Source organism: Thermodesulfomicrobium thermophilum DSM 16697, assembly GCF_059568695.1.
Map to the genome: position 1 here is coordinate 12,171 of NZ_JCANTW010000003.1, position 17,620 is coordinate 29,790.

Genomic DNA, 17,620 nt, shown 5'->3' on the forward strand with positions numbered 1-17,620 from the left:
GCCACCGATACCTTCACCTCCTGGCACTCGCTTTGCTTTGCCGTGGACATGGATGCCAACCAAGACCTCGATGTGCTTCTGCGCATCGCCACCCACATCGACCAGGCCATGGATCTGGGAAACACCCTGGAGGCGGTCCTGGAAACCCTGGCGACCACCTTGGGGCTTTTGCGTATCACCATCACCCTCTACGATGAGCGCACGCGCCGTCTCGCCATTTCCCGATCCCACGGGCTCACCCCAGAAGAACGCCAACGGGGCATCTACCGCCTCGACGAAGGCGTTACCGGCGCCATCTTTCGCCAGCGCCAAGCCTTCGTGGTACCGGACATCACCACCGAACCGCTGTTTTTAGACAAGACCGGATCCCGGCGGCCCCAGGACATCCCTCTCGCCTTCATTGGAGTCCCCATCCTTCTGCATGGCGAGCCCATAGGAGTCCTGAGTGCTGACCGAGCCTACCCCGACCCGGAACGCCTGGAGGCCGACGCCCGCACCCTTTCCATCGTCGCCACCCTCCTTTCCCGCATCCTTGCTCTTCACAAAAATGTACAAAAAAAGCTCCACACTCTCGAGCAAGAAAATCTCCGGCTGCGCTCTCAACTGTCCCGAGAAATCGGAGGTCCAAGCCTCATCGGCAAGAGCTCCCGTCTGCGTGAGGTCGAAGACATGATCGAGCGCGTATCCCCCACGCGGGCCACAGTGCTCCTCTTAGGAGAATCCGGCACGGGAAAAACCCTCGTGGCGCGCATCATCCATGATCTCTCGGATCGAGCCCAACGGCCGTTCGTCAAGGTGAATTGCGCCGCCATCCCGGAGAACCTCTTGGAATCGGAACTCTTCGGGCACGAGAAAGGGGCTTTTACCGGCGCCACGGCATCCCGGCCGGGACGTTTTGAGGAAGCCCACGGAGGGACCATCTTTCTGGATGAAATTGGAGAACTCCCGCTGCCACTGCAATCCAAGCTGCTGCGCGTCCTACAGGAACGAGAGATGGAGCGTCTCGGGAGTAATGCTACCCGCAAGGTGGATGTCCGTATCATCAGCGCCACCAACCGGGACTTGGAAGAATTGGTCCGCGTCGGCCAGTTTCGCAACGACCTCTTCTACCGCATCAACGTCTTCCCCATCCACGTGCCCGCCTTGCGCGAACGTCCGGAAGACATCCTGCCCCTGCTTGCCCATTTCCAGCACCGGGCAGAGCAAGAATATGGACGGTCTCTGTCCTTCACGGACGAAGCCCTCCACCTCCTCGAAGGCTACTTCTGGCCAGGGAACGTGCGGGAGATGGAAAACCTCGTGGAGCGGCTGATCATCCTCAATGACGGCACCCCGGTGACGGCAGCACGCCTGCGGCCATTGCTCCGCCTCGCCCCAGAGCAAGCGGTTTCCAGTCCGGCTCCTTCCCCCACGCCGGGTTCGCTCCAGGAGATGGAGCAGCGGGAACTCTTGGCCGCCTTGGAACGCTGCCATTGGATTCAGCAGCAGGCAGCCCGAGAACTCGGGATCACGCCCAGGCAGCTGGGATATCGCCTGCGCAAATATGGTCTGGAAACGTTCGTGGCCCGCAAGCGGCTCGAAGCCATTGCCTCACGGGGCGGGGAACACGTGGATCGCTGAGGGCGGCAGACTCACACGCACCGTGGTCCCGGGCTGCGGCGGCCGCTGGCGCAGGGCCGGATGAGTGGATTCGGATTCCACGACGCCTCCTCCTGGCCAACGCAGCAGCACCCGTACCACCGGAGGAAGCACATCCACGGCACACACCTCCAATGCCACCAAGGGACCGCGGTGGTAGCGGCACGCCGGCTCGCCTTCAGGCACCACGGATACCTCGGCAGGAGGGACGTGCCACAAGACAGGCGCCCCATGCCGAAACCGCCGCTTCGTTCCGGAAACCACCGTGATCGCCCCGGCGCGAAGCACAAGTCCCGCCGCCTCGCTCCCAGCCACTTCCGCAGGCAATACATTGGCAAGACCCAACACCCGCGCCACCTGCAACGAGGCCGGAGCCCGCAGGACCTCCTCCGGGGGGCCCACCTGGAGCGCTTGCCCTTGATCCATAACCAGCATCTGCTGGGCCAACCGACGGGCCTCCTCGACATCATGCGTGACGAGAAGGCACGGGACACGCACCATGCTCCCCAAAGTACGCATCAGGTCGTGCAGGCTGCGCCGCATGGGCCCATCCACGGCAGAAAACGGCTCGTCGAGCAAAAGCACCCGAGGCCTCCGGGCCAAAGCGCGCGCCAGGGCTACCCGCTGGCGCTGGCCACCCGAGAGCTGATGGGGATACCGATCCTCCAAGCCCGCAAGCCCCACCTGGGCAAGATACTCCAGCGCGCCCGCCTTTCCCCCAACGCCTTGGGCCGCGAGCACGTTTTCCAGCACACTCCGATGGGGGAAGAGGGCATAGGACTGAAAGACCATACCCACAGCGCGCTGGTGGGTCGGCAGCCAGCGGCGACCGTCCTGCCACACCTCCCCCAGACACACCACGCGAGCTCCAGACACCCGGAAAAAGCCGGCAACCACCCGCAATAAGCTCGTCTTGCCGCACCCTGAAGGTCCCACCACAGCCATGGTCTGTCCTGCAGGGCACCGCAGCTCCACCGCCAGCGGGATCGGCGCGCTGCAACGAACCCGCACCTCAAGGCCTTGTTGCTCGTCCACGATCCACTCCAAAGAGAATGGCAAGAACAACAAGCGACATCCCCAAAAGCGTCGCCGCCAGCAAGGCGGCCCCAGCCTCGTCAAAGGCCTGAATACGTTCATAGATGGCAATGGACATGGTGCGCGTCTGCCCCGGGATGTTGCCTCCCATCATAAGCACCACGCCAAACTCACCAAGGCAGTGCGCCGCCACCAAGGCCACGGCCGAGACAAGCCCTGGCCATGCCAAAGGGAGCTCCACCCGCCACACTCGTTGCCACGGACCCATGCCGCAGCACGCCGCCGCCTCGAGCACCTCGCGGGGGATCGCCATCAAGGCCCGCTGCACCGGCTGGATGGCAAAAGGGATGTTGGTCAGGCACGACGCCAATACCAGCCCCGAAAAATGAAACACTAAAGGATGGCCGAGGACCTGTTCCGCCATGCGGCCCAAGGGCGTATTCCGCCCCAAAGCCTGAAGAAGGTAAAAACCCATCACCGTAGGGGGCAGGAGCAACGGGAGGTTGCTCGCCGCCAGCACCAGACTCTTGCCAGGAAACGAGCGCCACGCCAAAACCCGTCCAAAGACCATTCCCACCGGCACAAGTATCAGTACCGTGCTCCCAGCAATCTCCAACGAAAGGACAAGGGCCGACCAATCCATCAAGATCCACCCCCCAAGGGCACGAAGCCGTAACGCTCCAGGATCTCCCGCGCCTTGGCGGAAAAGACAAACTGATAGAACGCTTGGGCGACAGGTCCTGCCCCCTTGAGCAGCACACCGCGTTGGAGGAGCGGCGTATGCCACTGCTCCGGCACCAGGACGTACTCACCCTTACCCGCCAGAGAAGGAGAAAGCACCAAAGCAAGAGGGACAAGACCAGCGTCAGCGCCACCCTCGAGGATGAATTGGGCGGCCTGCCCCACACTTTCTCCAACTACCAACCGGGACTGGATTTCCTCCCACACTCCCAAGCGGCGCAAGATCTCCTGCGCGCGCATGCCGTATGGGGCATGTTCGGGATTGGCGATGGCAAAATGCGTGATTTTGTGACTCCTAACCGCCTCGACCATACCGGAAAGGTCTGCCCCCACACCCAAAAGGCCCAACGAATGCCCCAAGAGGACCACCCGCCCCCGGGCGTAGGTTCTGCCCGCATCCACGGCAAAGCCTTGTGCGTGGAGCGCCAGGACGTTTTCCTCATCGGCCGAAAAAAAGAGTTCATACGGGGCCCCCTGAAGAATCTGCCGGCGGAAATTCCCTGAAGAACCAAAATTCAGACGCACCGACATCCCCGTTTGCCGCTGGAACTCTTCCGCCACTTCGCTGAACGCAAACTTGAGGCTCGCTGCGGCCGCCACCATAGGCCTTTCCTCAGCCGCGCATACCCACGCAAACCCCATCACCATGCCGACCACCATCAACGTCCGCATGATTCCGCCCCAAAAACGTGTGTTAGGCCCCGCATCCAACGCCTCCTCCCCCCAACGCGCCACGACATCCCGTACCGGAACAGGGCCGGAATGCGCCCATGTCTTGGCCTTCGGCATAGGCCGCAAGTACGTCCCGCACCAGCCCCTCCACCTCATACACGGTGATGCCTTGCTGGCTGAGAACTTCCTTGGGGCGCGCCCCTGCGACCCGGACCAACACCGCACTGCAATCACCCAAAACCTGCGCCATCTGCCGCCACCGGCCATCGCCCCCGCCGGGTTCCGGCGCGGGCCGTGTCGCCACCAGGCGCGGCGAGTGTCCTGGCTGCCAAATCTGAAAGGCAGCTGCTTCGCCCAAATGCTGATTGACCAAAAGCCCTTCCCGGCTGGCCACGGCTACGTATGGGCGCGACACGGCTGGGCCATGAGCCACTTGCCGCAGTACCGGGGCCAAGTCCCGAGACTGATCCGCATGGAGAAGCCCCACGGCATCTGCACGACAGCGCTGGCAATGGCGCATCTGAGGCAGCAAGGCCGAGGCCTCGTTCCGCAACGCCTCCACCAAATGCTCCTCGGGCTCGCCCAAGGCAGCAAAGGGGGTCTTGGCAGCTGGACACAGCGGGAGCAAATTCTGGATGTCGACACCAAGGCCCGCGGCCCAGTGCGAGACCTCGAGCACATGGTTCTCATTGACCGTAGGGATAACGATGGTGTTCACTTTCACGGTCATCCCCCGCTCCTTGAGACGGCGGATCCCCTCTTCCTGCCGGGAGAAAAGCAGCCGGGCCCCTTCCTCACCGCGGTAGACACGCTTGGCAAAACGCACCCACCGGTAGATCTGGCTTCCCACTTTCGGGTCCACGGCATTGACGGTCACGGTCGCGTGGGTCACGCCCAAATCCGCCAAGGCATTCACTACATCAGGAAGCCCCAGCCCATTGGTCGAAAGGCAGAACAACAACTCAGGATGGGCCTCCGCCACGAGACGGATGGTCTCCAGCGTTCGGGAAGGCTCGGCCAGCGGATCCCCCGGACCCGCAATCCCCACCACCCGGATACGCGGCTCCCGTTCAAGAACCATGTCCAAATAGGCACTGGCTTGAGTGGGGGAGAGCACCGCACTCGTCACTCCTGGACGGGATTCATTGATGCAATCATGCTTCCTATCACAGTAATTACACTGAATGTTACACGTAGGAGCCACTGGCAAGTGGACGCGCCCAACAGAGCATGCAGATTTCTTTTCAAAGCATGGATGTACGCTACGATCTTTTTGCCTGCACATAATGACCGTTCCTTATGGGCTAAAGATACCAATATCCTACCGGAGATGCATCTTGACTCTGGGCCAGCAGGGCGTTGACGATACGATCATAAAGCTCCAGGGCACCATCATAGCCCACGCACAAAAGACGCTGTCCTCCAAACCGATCGTGAATGGGAAATCCAAGACGGATCAACGGGACGCCACGAGAACGCGCAAGCTTGTATCCTTTGCTGTGGCCCACGAGAAAATCCGGCTCCATGGAATTGGCTTCTTCCTCGATTTGATGGAAGTCGGCCTCGGTGCGCACTTCGGGCAAAGGACACAGCCCGTCTACGACGGCACGGACACGATCGGCCAGGGTAGCGCTCGCGCCACCCGTGGCCACGAGCACCGGTCGAGCTCCCATCTCGGCCAAGAATGCCGTCACCCCGACGACCAGTTCCTCCTCGCCGTAGACCACAACCCGCTTGCCGAAGACATACTTATGGCCGTCCACCAGGGCGTCCAAAAGCCGGCCCCGGGCAGCTACCTCCCGCGGGGCCACGCACCCGCCCAACTCCGTGAGCACGCCGAGAAAGCGGTCGGTGGCCCGAAGGCCGATGGGCGTGTCCGTAAAGCGTGCAGGCGTGCCCAAACGCTGCTCCAAAGACTGGGCTGGAGAAAGACGGTGCGGCACACCAAGCTCCACCGTAGCGCGGGCCCCCGCCATGCGCCGAAGGGCCTCCATGGGAGTCCCTCCCGGAGCCAGAGGCTGATAGGTCTCCCAGGTCGGGCCGTCGAGAACGTCACTGAAGTCGGGCAGGAGGGGCAGCGCAAGCCCCATGCGCGCGCCCAACTCCTTGAACCAACGATGATCCGCAGGAGAGAGAAATCCCGGCATAAGCGTCACTCCCCCATGGGAATCGACGGGCTGGGCCACGCCATTCACCACCGCCAGCAAGGCCGCATGCCAGCCCTCAATATGGGTCCCGGAATAGCTGGGGGTGGAGGCGGTCACGATCTCTGGCAAGGGAAGATCTGCAAACTCCTCCCGAAACTCCTGCACCAGACGAGGAACATCTTCGCCAATGGTTTCTGTCAGACAGGTGGTGGCTACCCCTACCAATTGAGGATTATATTTGCGCATGACGTTGAGGATGCCCTTCTTGAAATTTGGGCCTCCACCATGCACAGCAGCTTTCTCGTCCATCGAAGAAGACGCAATATCGATTGGCTCTCGAAAATGGCTGATGATATACCTTCGCATATATGTGGCACATCCTTGAGAACCATGAATATATGGAATACATCCATCGATACCACGGAATGCTAGAGCAGCACCAATCGGCATACACATTTTGCATGCATTTATTGTAGATACATACTCAGACATGGCAAACCTCCTTATCGAGAAAAGGAGGTTTATATCCTTTGCGTGGCATAATTTTCCAAACAGAACTCATGGTAGATGCATGTACTTCTTTTGCAAAGTTATACATACCAACGAATCCTTCCAGAGCGATTTTACGCTCATGGTTGTGATCGCAAAAGCCAGTTCCCAACTTGTAGGCGATGGGTCGCTCTTTGACCCCTCCAACGAATACATCTACCTTTTTCTCCTCGAGAAACGCGGCGAGCTCCAAAGGATTGGCATCATCTACGAGGATGGTGCCCGGATCACAGATGCCGGCGAGTTCCTCGTACTCTTCAGTGGTGCCCGTCTGCGAACCCACGACTACCGACTGCATGCCTAGGTGGCGGAACGCCTTGACCAACGAGAAGGCCTTGAACGATCCTCCCACGTAGAGGGCTGCCCGCTTGCCTTGAAGATCGCGGCGCAGCTCTGCAAGCCGCGGCAGCAGCCACTCCAATTCGGTCCGCACCAGCTGGGCCGTGCGCTCGCGCAAAGAAGGATCCTGCGCGGCAAAGAAGTCTGCCACCTTGTACAGAGAGTCGGCCATGTCTTCGATGCCCAGGTAGGACACCCGGATAAAAGGAATACCATAACGCTCTTGAAGCATGCGGGCGAATTCCATGGTCGCCCCCGAGCATTGCACCAGATTGAGCCGCGCCCCGTGGCAGCGTTGGATGTCCTCCACGCGTCCATCCCCCGTGACGTTCGCCACCACCTGGATCCCCATCTTCTCCAGATAGCCCCGCACGATCCAAATCTCACCGGCGAGGTTGAAGTCACCGAGGATATTGACGCTCAGAGGTCCGATTCCCTCAGTGGAGCCCTTACCCACGAGACGCATGAGAGCCTGGCAGGCTGCGGAATACCCTGCGCGCTTGTTCCCCTTGAAGCCTTCGCTGTGCACAGGAATGACTGGAATGCCAAAACGCTCCTCCGCCTTGCGACACACGGCATCCACGTCGTCGCCGATGAGTCCCACAATACAGGTGGAGTACACGAACACGGCCTTGGGGGTATATTGGGGGATGAGCTCATCGAGACTTGCGGCGAGTTTGTTCTCGCCTCCAAAAATGACATCCTTTTCTTTGAGATCCGTGGAAAAGCTCATGCGATGGAGTTGCGGGCCCGAAGAGAGTGCCCCCCGAATATCCCAGGTATACACCGCACAACCAATGGGCCCATGCACCAGATGCAAGGCATCGGCGATGGGATAAAGGACCACCCGCGAACCGCAAAACACGCAAGCCCGCTGGCTCACGGCCCCTGCAAGACTCGGGCGGTTGCAAACCATAGCAAAGGGCTCTTCTCCCAGGCGACAAACTTGAGACGCCCGTTCTTCGAGTACCGCGTTCATAATGACCTCCTCGTCAGGGCACAGCGCGCACACACACCATACGCGTCCGCCGAAGCCCATGCCGGTGGTAAAAAAGCAAGGCAGCGGCATTCTCAGCATCGGCGAGGAGCTGGACGCGAGAAAGACCACGGGCAAAGGCCAGTCCGAGGATGGCCCGCAACAAAGACGAACCGATGCCCTTGCCCCGCCAGGCCTCATCCACGACAAGGTCCTCCACCCAACCCACTGGACCGCCTTCCGCAGTGGAAACCACGGTCTGCATGGTTACCATCCCCACCACCTTGCCACCTACATCCGCCACGAGGACCACAGCCTTGGGGGTTTCCAGCAGGAGGGCCAGCCCTCGCATCTGTTTGGCTTTGTCCACGGCAAATTCTGTCTCGATACCAAAGAGTTGCTCCAAGAGTTCCGTCATGGCAGCAAGGTCGGCATGGGTGGCAGGGCGGATACACATAACTACTCCAAACGATTGGCAGCCGGTTCGCCGTTTTCGAGACCATCAAGGATGGCGTCCACCGCTTCCTCGCTGTCCACTGCGCCGAACCACCAATTCTCCGGCATGATGGCAACGACTGGTCCTCGCTCGCAGCGCTTCAGACACCCCGTCGTGATCACTTGCATGTCCAAGCCGCGGGCAAGGATCTCCTCTTCCAGATACTGCGCCAGGCCATCATTGTGCCGATGACACACCCCCTTGGGCTCACCGGCAGTACGGAAGCTCTGACACACCAAGACAACGCGTTCAGGAATCGCCATCATAGCCCCCTTAGTACACCAGCTCAAAGCTCGATTCAGGTTCATCGCGGTCCTTGCGGGTCAAAAGCACGTCCAGCAAGCGGGTAAGAAACAGAAGTCCGCCCTTATACCCAACCGTAGGAAAGTACTGGTGTCCCACTCGATCCAAGATAGGGAATCCAAACCGGAGCAAAGGGATATCCTCATCACGGGAGATGTACTTACAGTACGTATTGCCAATGATAATATCGACCGGATCATTTTTGATCCACTGATGAAACAAAAACATATCACCACCGGCACGAACGTTTGGTGTATAGCCGAGGGGCGCAACGATTTCCTGGATTCGTTTCTCAAAACGTGATCCTGGAGTCCCTGTAACGATATGTACTGGATGCATATCGATACTCACCAGAAAATCGGTCATAGCGATAAGCTGATCAGGATCACCTACCAATGCGACCTTCTTTCCGTAGAAATACTGATGCATGTCGGCGATGAAATCCACGAGCTGTCCCCGCTCGAATTCAATGGATTCTGGAACCGCAACACCGCCTGCAACCCGCAATGCATCAATGAAACGATCCGTTCCGAGAAGTCCATAGGGCATCTCGATGATGGTACACGGAACCTTACACTGAGCATCCAGCCAACGGGCAGCTTCTGCCGAGCACCACTCACCCAAGGCCACTGTGGCCTTGGCCCTGCCTGTGGCCTGCAGTTCCTCCACCGTCACACCGCCTTTGGGAAACAGAGTAAACTGACCCGTCAGCGGAGCGTTGAGAACTCCAGATGTGTCTGGAACCATTGTAATTGGAACGCCCATGAGAGAAGCGAGCCGTTTTATCTCTTCCATATCGGAAGGTTCCAACCAACCAGGTATTATATTAACACTTCCTGAAGGCGATCCATCTGTTTTTGCAAAACTTGAAACAATACTCTTCACCATTGAAGAGAATCCTGTGACATGAGAACCGACGTAGCTTGGAGTATTCGCAAAAATTACATTCTTTCCTTCAGGTACCTTGCCGCTCTTTTTAGCTTTATCGATGATCTGATTGAGATCGTCTCCAATGGTCTCAGAGAGACAAGTCGTGTGTACAGCAATAACTTCTGGATCATATACTGTAAAAATGTTCTCGATGGCCTGGGTGAGGTTTGCGCCGCCGCCGAAAACCGAAGCGCCTTCCGTAAAAGAACTCGTGGCAGCGGACACAGGTTCTTTGTAGTGGCGTACCAAGGTGCTGCGATGGTAGGCACAACAGCCTTGGGACCCATGGCTATGAGGCAAGCACCCGTGGACGCCCAACGCAGCGTACATGGCCCCAATAGGCTGGCAGGTCTTGGCCGGATTGATGGTGAGCGCCTTGCGTTCGATGATTTCTTGTGGTGTATGACGTAGCAGCATGAGTTGCTCCTTTTTTATTGATGCACGTAGGCCGCTGAGAGTTGCGGATTTTGCTGCCATGGAGCCTTGAGATAGGTCCACACCCGACTGTTCACCATGCGGTCGATCTCTTTGTAGAAGTTGATGGCTCCACGGAATCCGGCATAAGGACCACCATAGTCATAGCTATGGAGCTGCTTGAGGGGGATTCCATACTTCTGCACTGCATACTTTTCTTTGATACCCGCGCAGAAGATATCGGGGTGGTACAGTTCGATGAGCCGATCCGCCTCAAACTGATTGAGGTCGTCGATGACCAATGTGTCCTTCTCCATCTCTGCCATCATGCCGGCATAGTCTTTGAAGGTGAATCCCTGCGCCTCAAGGGCGGCTTGTTGTTCCTCGGTCTTGCGGGGGCGATAGCGTTTGGGATCGGCTGTGACCTCAATCTCCTCGATGTTGCGGCTATCGGCGTCCACTTTGATACGGGGCAGAGCCTGGCGGCCTTCGTAGTCATCGCGGTGAGCGAATTCATACCCCGCGGCCAAGATCTTCATGCCAATTTCCTTGAAAAGCTCTTGATAGTGATGGGCGCGAGACCCGCCGACAAAAAGCATGGCCGTCTTACCCTGGGTGCGCGGACGCACCGCATTGGCCACAGCCTCCACTTCGGGGAGTTCCTCGGCGATGACCTCCTCTACCCGTGCGAGAAGCTCAGGGTCCTGGAAGTACTCGGCAATCTTCCGAAGACTCTTGGCCGTTGCCTGGGCCCCAATGAAGTTCACTTTGATCCAAGGGATTCCGTACTTTTCCTCCAGCATATCGGCGACATAATTGATAGAGCGATGACACATGACGCAGTCGAGATCCGCCTGATGCGCCGTTGCGAATTGTTCATACGTGGAATTTCCAGAAAATGTCGCTAAAAGAGTAATTCCACACTTATCAAGAATACGCTCAATCTCAAATGCATCACCGCCGATATTGTATTCTCCTAATAGATTGATAGTATACTTCCCTTTGCGTGGTTCATCAATTTCTCCAATGACATGAGTAAAAATCTGGTTGTTGGCGATATGATGACCAGCAGACTGACTTACTCCCTTATACCCCTCACAACTAAAAGCAAAAACGTTACAATCTCCAAATTTTGCCTTCATCCTTCTTGCAACTGCATGGATATCGTCTCCGATAAGTCCAACCGGACAAGTAGCAAACACAGCAATCGCCTTTGGATGAAATATGTCATAAGCTTCCTGAATTGCTGCTTCGAGCTTTTTCTCGCCGCCAAAGACAATATCCTGCTCCTGCATGTCCGTAGAAAAGCAGTAAGTCATATAATTTTCAGCACCCTCTGCCGAGGCATCGGTCTGGTTGCGACGGGTGAGCCATGAATAGAAACCACACCCAATGGGGCCGTGAGTGATGTTCACGATGTCCCGAGTCGGGCCCAGGATGACCCCTTTGCACCCCGCGTAGCTGCAACCACGCATCGTGATGATGCCGGGAATGGTGCGCACATTGGCGAGAATCTCCGGCGGCACGTCACCAGGCTCATTGACGACGATCTGACTTGCCCGCTTTCGGGCCACCTTGGCAGGATACCGGGAAACCAGTTGGTTTTTGACTTCTTCTGGATCCAGTGCTTTGAATTTCTTGATAGGCGCACGCATACGTTCCTCCTCGTTCAAACGATAGCCTTAGTGCCACTTTCGCCCGTGCGCACCCGCACTGCGTCCAAGACAGGGAGCACAAAGATCTTGCCGTCTCCAGGCCGGCCTGTACGATTGGCTTCCATGATGGTGTGCACCACCTCGTCCACCAGCTCGTCCGAAATGACCACCGTGAGCATCCGCTTGGGATACAGCTTGGCCGGATCCGCAATGACCGCCACCGCCTCTTCCATGCCTTTTTTAACCCCATCCACAGCAGTCGGCTCCACCAGTCCCTTACCTCTACCAAAGCATTCATGAGCAAAAAAAGCTGAAATACCTGCTTCAGTGAGCGCATTTTTTGTAGCATTCATCTTATTCATACGTATTACAGAAATCACTTCTTTCATGGTCTGGCCTCCAAATCAGAATCACACACACCGGAACTCACGGTATATACAGCATCCAGTGGGGAAATAAAAATTTTTCCGTCACCAAAAGCACCTTTTGAACCGCTGCGTGCCGCCTTCATAATGACACTCACAACAAAATCTTTATCAGCGTTGGGAACGACGCTCATAAGCATAGTTTTTGGGATCTCGTCATACGTCACTTCACCAATCTTGATTCCTCGCTGCTTTCCACGACCAGCCACGGAGTATCGAGTAACAGCAGGAAAGCCAGCATCCATAAGAGCAGAAAGAACATCATCGACCTTTTCAGGGCGAACGATAGCACGAATCATAATCATAACGGCATCTCCTTTTCTGTATATTTTACTGATCCAAAAGACCAAATTCCATGAGAAGGCTCTCTAAATTTTCAATTGAAAGCGGTTTGGGAATGACAAACATATCATTAGAATCAATAGCCTTGGCAAGATTTCGATAATGATCTGCCTGCGGAGCCGTAGGTTTCCACTGAATAACTGTCATACGATTGATTTCTGCCCTCTGTACATCGTTATCACGAGGTACAAAATAAATCATCTGTGTGTTCAAACGTTTTGCAAGCTCCATGATCATCTCTCTTTCATTATCCACATTTCTGGAGTTACAAATAAGTCCACCCAAACGGACACCGCCAGACTGAGCATATTTCACAATACCTTTACAGATATTGTTTGCTGCATACATGGCCATCATTTCTCCAGAGCAGACGATGTAGATTTCTTCCGCCTTCCCATCGCGGATAGGCATGGCGAAACCACCACACACCACGTCGCCTAAAACGTCGTAAAAAACATAATCCAGACCCTCTGAATCATCGTACGCACCCAAAGATTCCAGCATATTGATGGACGTGATGATTCCCCGGCCCGCGCACCCCACACCAGGTTCCGGCCCTCCAGACTCCACGCACCACGTACCCAGGAACCCTTCCTTGCGGATATCCGCAAGTTCCACGTCTTCGCCTTCGTCCCGCAGGGTATCGAGTACCGACTTCTGGGCCAGACCACCCAGAAGCAATCGGGTGGAGTCTGCCTTGGGGTCACAGCCCACCACCATGACCTTCTTCCCCATCTCCGCCAGTCCTGCCACCGTGTTCTGGGTCGTGGTGGACTTCCCAATGCCGCCTTTGCCGTAGATCGCTACCTTTCGCATTGTTCTTCTCCTTACTCCTTACAAGCGCATATCCACTCTCCTGCAGGGAACTCCCGCAAGAATGTCCTTCCTTGGGGCAAGGGACATGCCATCGGGACCCAATCAAATAATAACCAGGAATTTCAAATAGATGACTATAGAGTGCGCCACGCCCCTTTCCCGGCCTTGTCCCTGTCGTCCCCTTCCATTTGGAAGGGTCCAACATTTTGGAAGGGTGGTTCCCCTGTTCTCATCAAGGAAGACCGCACGGATCTCGGATCCGGCATGAAATCTGAAAGCCTGTTCAGACAGGGAGGGGCATATGCTTCTGGATACTACACTCCGGGAAGGGGCCCAGGCAGTAGGAGTCCAGTTCCCCAAAGAACTTCAGGTACGGATACTGCGAGACGTGGTCCGTGCCGGGATCGAAATGGTGGAAATCGGCTGGGTGGGAAAGGACGGCATTGAGGATCTCGCTGCAGCGGCACAGCGCCATGGCCTTGCCTCCCGATGCGCCATTTGGGCCCCATGTCGGCCGGAGATCCTCGACACGGTCGCCAAACTCGGGCTTCATGCCGTCCACGTTGGAATACCGGTGTCGCCGCAGCATCTTGCCCGCCGCCTCAAGATCTCCGTAACCGAAGCACTCCAGCGGCTCGTGGCCACCATTGGTGCTGCCCGAAGCCTCGGCCTCACCATCCGGGTGGGTCTGGAAGACGCCAGCAGTGCTTCGTTCCATGCCATAGAGCCCTTCCTGCGCACCGCAGAACGTGCTGGCGCCCATGGTGTGCGTTTGGCCGATACACGAGGAATCTGGACGCCCCAGACCTGCGCCGAAACCGTCCGCTGGGCGCAAAGCATAACCCGCCTGCCCGTGGGCGTGCACTGTCACGACGACTTTGGCATGGCCACAGCCAATGCCCTATGCGCCCTGGATGCCGGGGGCCACTGGGCCGACGTCAGTCTCCTCGGGCTTGGGGAACGGGCAGGAATCAGTGCCTTGGAGGAAGTAGCGGGATACCTCACCCTCATCCGCGCGTCCCGTAAGGACGACATGCGTTCTCTGCGCCAACTCTGCCACGAAGTGGCCCACACCACCGGGCTCTCATTGGACCCCCGCAAGGCCATCGCAGGCAAACACATCTTCACGAGCGAGTCCGGACTCCATGTGGACGGGCTGCTCAAAGACCCTGGGCTGTTCGAGCCTTGTCCACCAGAACGCTTGGGGATGCAGCGGCATCTTTTGTGGGGGGCCAAAAGCGGACGAGGAGCCGTTGTGCAGCTCCTGTCTCGTCACGGTATGCTTGGAAAAGGTGTCGACGTGGAGCAGGTACTCGCCCATGTGCGCAAACACGGCGCTCAACAGCCATTGGAAGCCGAAGAAGTGCTCCATTTGGCCCAACAACTCCTCAACATCCCAAAAGCAGTTCCTCTGCCAACAACAAATTGAAATCACTGCCTCGTTCAGGAAAGCGACTCAAAGGGAGACCGCGGCCAGCGATGACCTCTCGCCTGGCATGGAAGCGCAATGTTCTCCCTTCCCCCCTTGGGCCGCCTGGGGGATTTCACCTGTCAACCCTCCCATCGCGTTGGGGTGCGTCCTCTCGTCGCCGGCATCGGCCTTGCTGCGTCGTGGTGTCCCCGGCCTTAGGCGCGTCAGCGACCGCCATGGCAATGGCTGTACCCCGCTTCTCGCCCTCGCGGCAGTGGCGCTCTGGGAAAAACGCCTGGAGCACACCGGGCGCCTGTAACCATCCCGACATCTTTCCGTCACCAAACCACCACCGCCCTGCGGCAGCATCGGCGCACCCAACGCCAAGGAGGCTTGCGTGCGCCACGTGTCTTTTCCTGTCCGTCTCACCCTCTTGGTCATCGGCACGGCCCTGGCGGCCATTCTTGCCACCACCCTGGGCCAAAGCCGCGCCGCCCGCCAAGGTTTCGTGGAAAACGGCCGCACCGCCCTCGAGCACGTGGCCGCCACCCTCGCTCAGGCAATCATCCTCCAATCCCGCCTGGAAGAAGAAGGTATCCGGGCGGATCTCGACATCGCCCGCACCACCGTGGAGCTCGCGGGCTTTCCGGTAGTGGAGCCCCTGGCTGAGGCCGAAATCCTGCTCGACGGAGAGGCGACCCCCTCCATCCTCCCGTCCATCAAGGTCGGGGGGAGCTATCTGCACGAATCCGCCCCGGCCCTCCCCAAGGCCGCAAGCCTCACCCGAGCCCAGGTGCACTTCCTGCAACTTCACCAAAACCGGCTGGTGCGCATCGCCGGCGGGGCCCCAGAAGGAAAGCGGCCCTGGCCCCAAGGCTCCTGGCTTGCCCCGGATCACCCGGCCACGCGGAGCCTAACGCACGAGCAGCGCCCGTGGCTGGGCATCGTGGAACACGACGGCAGCCCGTGGCTTGCGGCCTATAGCCCGGTCAAAGACCTCGGTGACCAGGTTATCGGTGCCGTGGAAGTGGTGCGCCCCCTCATCCGGCCGGAATTTGGACGATTCGTGCACGCAACCGGCGTAGGCGGGGCAGGCAGCGCCTGCCTCCTGGACGCCCAAGGGCGCCCCCTCACCCCGCAGGCGCCCCCAAAACTGCTCTCCCACGTGCGCACCACCCATACCCGCCAAGGGGAGTTTGCCAGCGACGGAGAGACTCTCGTGTGGCAGCAGGTCTCCGACCTTCCCTGGGGCATGCGCGCAGTACTCTGGGTGCCGCAAGCCCATCTCCTCTCCGGCCTTCAGGCACGCATCCTCCAAGGGGTCCTCACCAGCCTGCCCGTGCCCTTGGCCCTGGCCCTGCTTGTAGGCATCGGCGGCAGCCACCTCCTCCTTCGACCTGTGGCGCGCATGGCCGAGGCTGCGACCTGTGCGGCTGCCGGCGACTATTCCCGCCGTCTGGACGCCTCCCACCACGACGCCATCGGCCAGCTCAGCCACGCCATGAATGTCCTCCTTGCCCGCCTGGAAGGACTGTTCGCCGAAATCCACCAGGCCGCCGGACAGATCACCGAGTCCGCCACCGATCTCTCCAGCAGCTCCCATGGACTGCTCACTCAAGTCGCGGCCACGGTCAGCCGCAGCGAACACGTCACCGCATCCACCCACACCATGGAGACCAACCTCGACGCTGTGGCCGCAGCCATGGAAGAGGCCAGCGCCAATGCCCAGGTCCTGACCCAAAGCGTGGAAGAGATTTCCGCCCACATGAACCGCATGCGCGATGACGCCGCCGCCAGCCGCGCCACGGCCGACGCCGCCATGGGCCACGCCAGCGCCGCCGCAGAAACGACCCGGCAATTGGAAGCCGCCTCCCGGCGCATCGACGAGGTCACAGGCCTCATCCATTCCATTGCCACCCGCACCCAAATCCTCGCCCTCAACGCCACCATCGAAGCCGCCCGCGCCGGCAATGCCGGTCGGAGCTTTGCCGTGGTTGCCCGGGAGATCAAAGACCTCGCACAAAAGACCGCCGAAGCCACCGCGGAGGTGGATGCCGCCCTCTCCAGCATCCGCGAGAAGGCCCACGCGGCCCGAGAACACAACGATCAGGTCCAGACCATGTTGGCCACCACCCACACCTCCATGACCGCCGTGGCCGAAGCCATCAGCATCCAAGCACACAGCGTGCAGGAATCCTCCACCGCCATCAGCCAACTCTTCCTCGGTCTGCAGGAAATCTCCGCCAAAGCCTCGACCATCGCAGCCCTGTGTCAGGACACCACCCAGGACATGACCGCGGTCCACCACGCCACCGACACCCTGCACGCCGAAGGCAACGCCATCCGCACCAAGGCCCACGACCTTGAACTCCTGGCCCAACGGTTGCTCAGGCTTATCCTCCACGACAAAGCCCAATGGCCCCAATCGGTTGCAACCAGTGACGCACCACAAACGCACCCTCGGCAAAGCCCGCCCTACCCCTCCAAGACTTCGGAACAAGCGCCCCAAACCTCCCCGCTCTCCCGCTTTTTGCGCCGCCACGGCACCCAAACCCCACCGCCGCCTGCGGCACGCCGGCATGACGCGATGCAATGACTCCAGGGGAGCCAACACCCGCAGCACCATCTCCCGCACCCTGTTACCGGACAATGATATTGTCACCCCTGTCTGGGACAATAGAAATGTCATCCCATGAAGACACGTGGTGACGTACTCATGAAGGCAGAGGAA

16 protein-coding genes are annotated in these 17,620 nt (G+C 58.7%); 3 read left to right on the forward strand and 13 right to left on the reverse strand.

Annotated elements, in window-relative coordinates:
* Positions 1-48 precede the first annotated feature (48 nt).
* Positions 49-1,620: a sigma 54-interacting transcriptional regulator gene (locus BR00_RS00690; protein WP_496475706.1), complete on the forward strand. Its 1,572-nt coding sequence runs from the start codon at positions 49-51 to the stop codon at positions 1,618-1,620.
* Here the strand turns inward: BR00_RS00690 and BR00_RS00695 are convergent.
* Genes BR00_RS00695 through nifH form a run of 13 tightly spaced genes read right to left on the reverse strand, consistent with a single transcriptional unit; the run spans position 1,591 to position 13,478 of the window.
* A complete protein-coding gene (locus tag BR00_RS00695) occupies positions 1,591-2,673 on the reverse strand; it encodes an ABC transporter ATP-binding protein (protein ID WP_496475707.1) in 1,083 nt (360 codons plus the stop codon). The two genes, BR00_RS00690 and BR00_RS00695, sit on opposite strands and share 30 nt — an antisense overlap.
* The gene (gene modB, locus BR00_RS00700) at positions 2,651-3,316 is read right to left on the reverse strand and encodes a molybdate ABC transporter permease subunit (RefSeq protein WP_496475708.1); all 666 of its coding nucleotides are present in this window, start codon (positions 3,314-3,316) and stop codon (positions 2,651-2,653) included. Before modB ends, BR00_RS00695 begins: the two co-directional genes overlap by 23 nt.
* Positions 3,316-4,086, reverse strand: a complete 771-nt coding sequence (modA, locus tag BR00_RS00705; protein WP_496475709.1) for a molybdate ABC transporter substrate-binding protein — start codon at positions 4,084-4,086, stop codon at positions 3,316-3,318. The genes modB and modA overlap by 1 nt, the downstream gene beginning before the upstream one ends.
* A 22-nt stretch (positions 4,087-4,108) precedes the next feature.
* Entirely contained in the window at positions 4,109-5,371 is a 1,263-nt protein-coding gene (locus BR00_RS00710; protein WP_496475710.1) for a radical SAM protein, read from the reverse strand.
* 19 nt (positions 5,372-5,390) lie between these two features.
* Positions 5,391-6,725, reverse strand: coding sequence for a nitrogenase component 1 (locus BR00_RS00715; protein WP_496475711.1), 1,335 nt, complete (start codon positions 6,723-6,725; stop codon positions 5,391-5,393).
* Positions 6,718-8,100 (reverse strand): nitrogenase iron-molybdenum cofactor biosynthesis protein NifE, encoded by a 1,383-nt coding sequence (gene nifE / locus BR00_RS00720; protein ID WP_496475712.1) that lies wholly within the window; start codon positions 8,098-8,100, stop codon positions 6,718-6,720. The genes BR00_RS00715 and nifE overlap by 8 nt, the downstream gene beginning before the upstream one ends.
* A 13-nt stretch (positions 8,101-8,113) precedes the next feature.
* Positions 8,114-8,554, reverse strand: a complete 441-nt coding sequence (locus BR00_RS00725; protein WP_496475713.1) for a GNAT family N-acetyltransferase — start codon at positions 8,552-8,554, stop codon at positions 8,114-8,116.
* A 2-nt stretch (positions 8,555-8,556) separates the two neighbouring features.
* Positions 8,557-8,856, reverse strand: a complete 300-nt coding sequence (locus BR00_RS00730; protein ID WP_281752927.1) for a (2Fe-2S) ferredoxin domain-containing protein — start codon at positions 8,854-8,856, stop codon at positions 8,557-8,559.
* Between the two features lie 10 nt (positions 8,857-8,866).
* Positions 8,867-10,243 carry a nitrogenase molybdenum-iron protein subunit beta gene (nifK, locus tag BR00_RS00735; protein ID WP_496475714.1) on the reverse strand — a complete coding sequence of 459 codons (1,377 nt, stop codon included), beginning with the start codon at positions 10,241-10,243 and terminating at the stop codon, positions 8,867-8,869.
* A gap of 14 nt (positions 10,244-10,257) precedes the next feature.
* A complete protein-coding gene (gene nifD / locus BR00_RS00740) occupies positions 10,258-11,895 on the reverse strand; it encodes a nitrogenase molybdenum-iron protein alpha chain (protein ID WP_496475715.1) in 1,638 nt (545 codons plus the stop codon).
* Between the two features lie 14 nt (positions 11,896-11,909).
* On the reverse strand, positions 11,910-12,284 hold the full coding sequence (locus tag BR00_RS00745) for a P-II family nitrogen regulator (protein ID WP_496475716.1): 375 nt from the start codon (positions 12,282-12,284) through the stop codon (positions 11,910-11,912).
* Entirely contained in the window at positions 12,281-12,625 is a 345-nt protein-coding gene (locus BR00_RS00750) for a P-II family nitrogen regulator (RefSeq protein WP_496475717.1), read from the reverse strand. Before BR00_RS00750 ends, BR00_RS00745 begins: the two co-directional genes overlap by 4 nt.
* Positions 12,626-12,650: 25 nt before the next feature.
* Positions 12,651-13,478: a nitrogenase iron protein gene (gene nifH / locus BR00_RS00755; RefSeq protein WP_496475718.1), complete on the reverse strand. Its 828-nt coding sequence runs from the start codon at positions 13,476-13,478 to the stop codon at positions 12,651-12,653.
* A 301-nt stretch (positions 13,479-13,779) separates the two neighbouring features.
* Here nifH and BR00_RS00760 point away from each other — a divergent pair, with 301 nt between their 5' ends.
* Together BR00_RS00760 and BR00_RS00765 are read left to right on the forward strand one after the other, a co-directional pair.
* Complete coding sequence (locus BR00_RS00760; protein ID WP_496475719.1) at positions 13,780-14,907, forward strand: LeuA family protein; 1,128 nt, start codon at positions 13,780-13,782, stop codon at positions 14,905-14,907.
* A gap of 379 nt (positions 14,908-15,286) precedes the next feature.
* Positions 15,287-17,485 (forward strand): methyl-accepting chemotaxis protein, encoded by a 2,199-nt coding sequence (locus tag BR00_RS00765; protein ID WP_496475720.1) that lies wholly within the window; start codon positions 15,287-15,289, stop codon positions 17,483-17,485.
* Positions 17,486-17,620 lie beyond the last annotated feature (135 nt).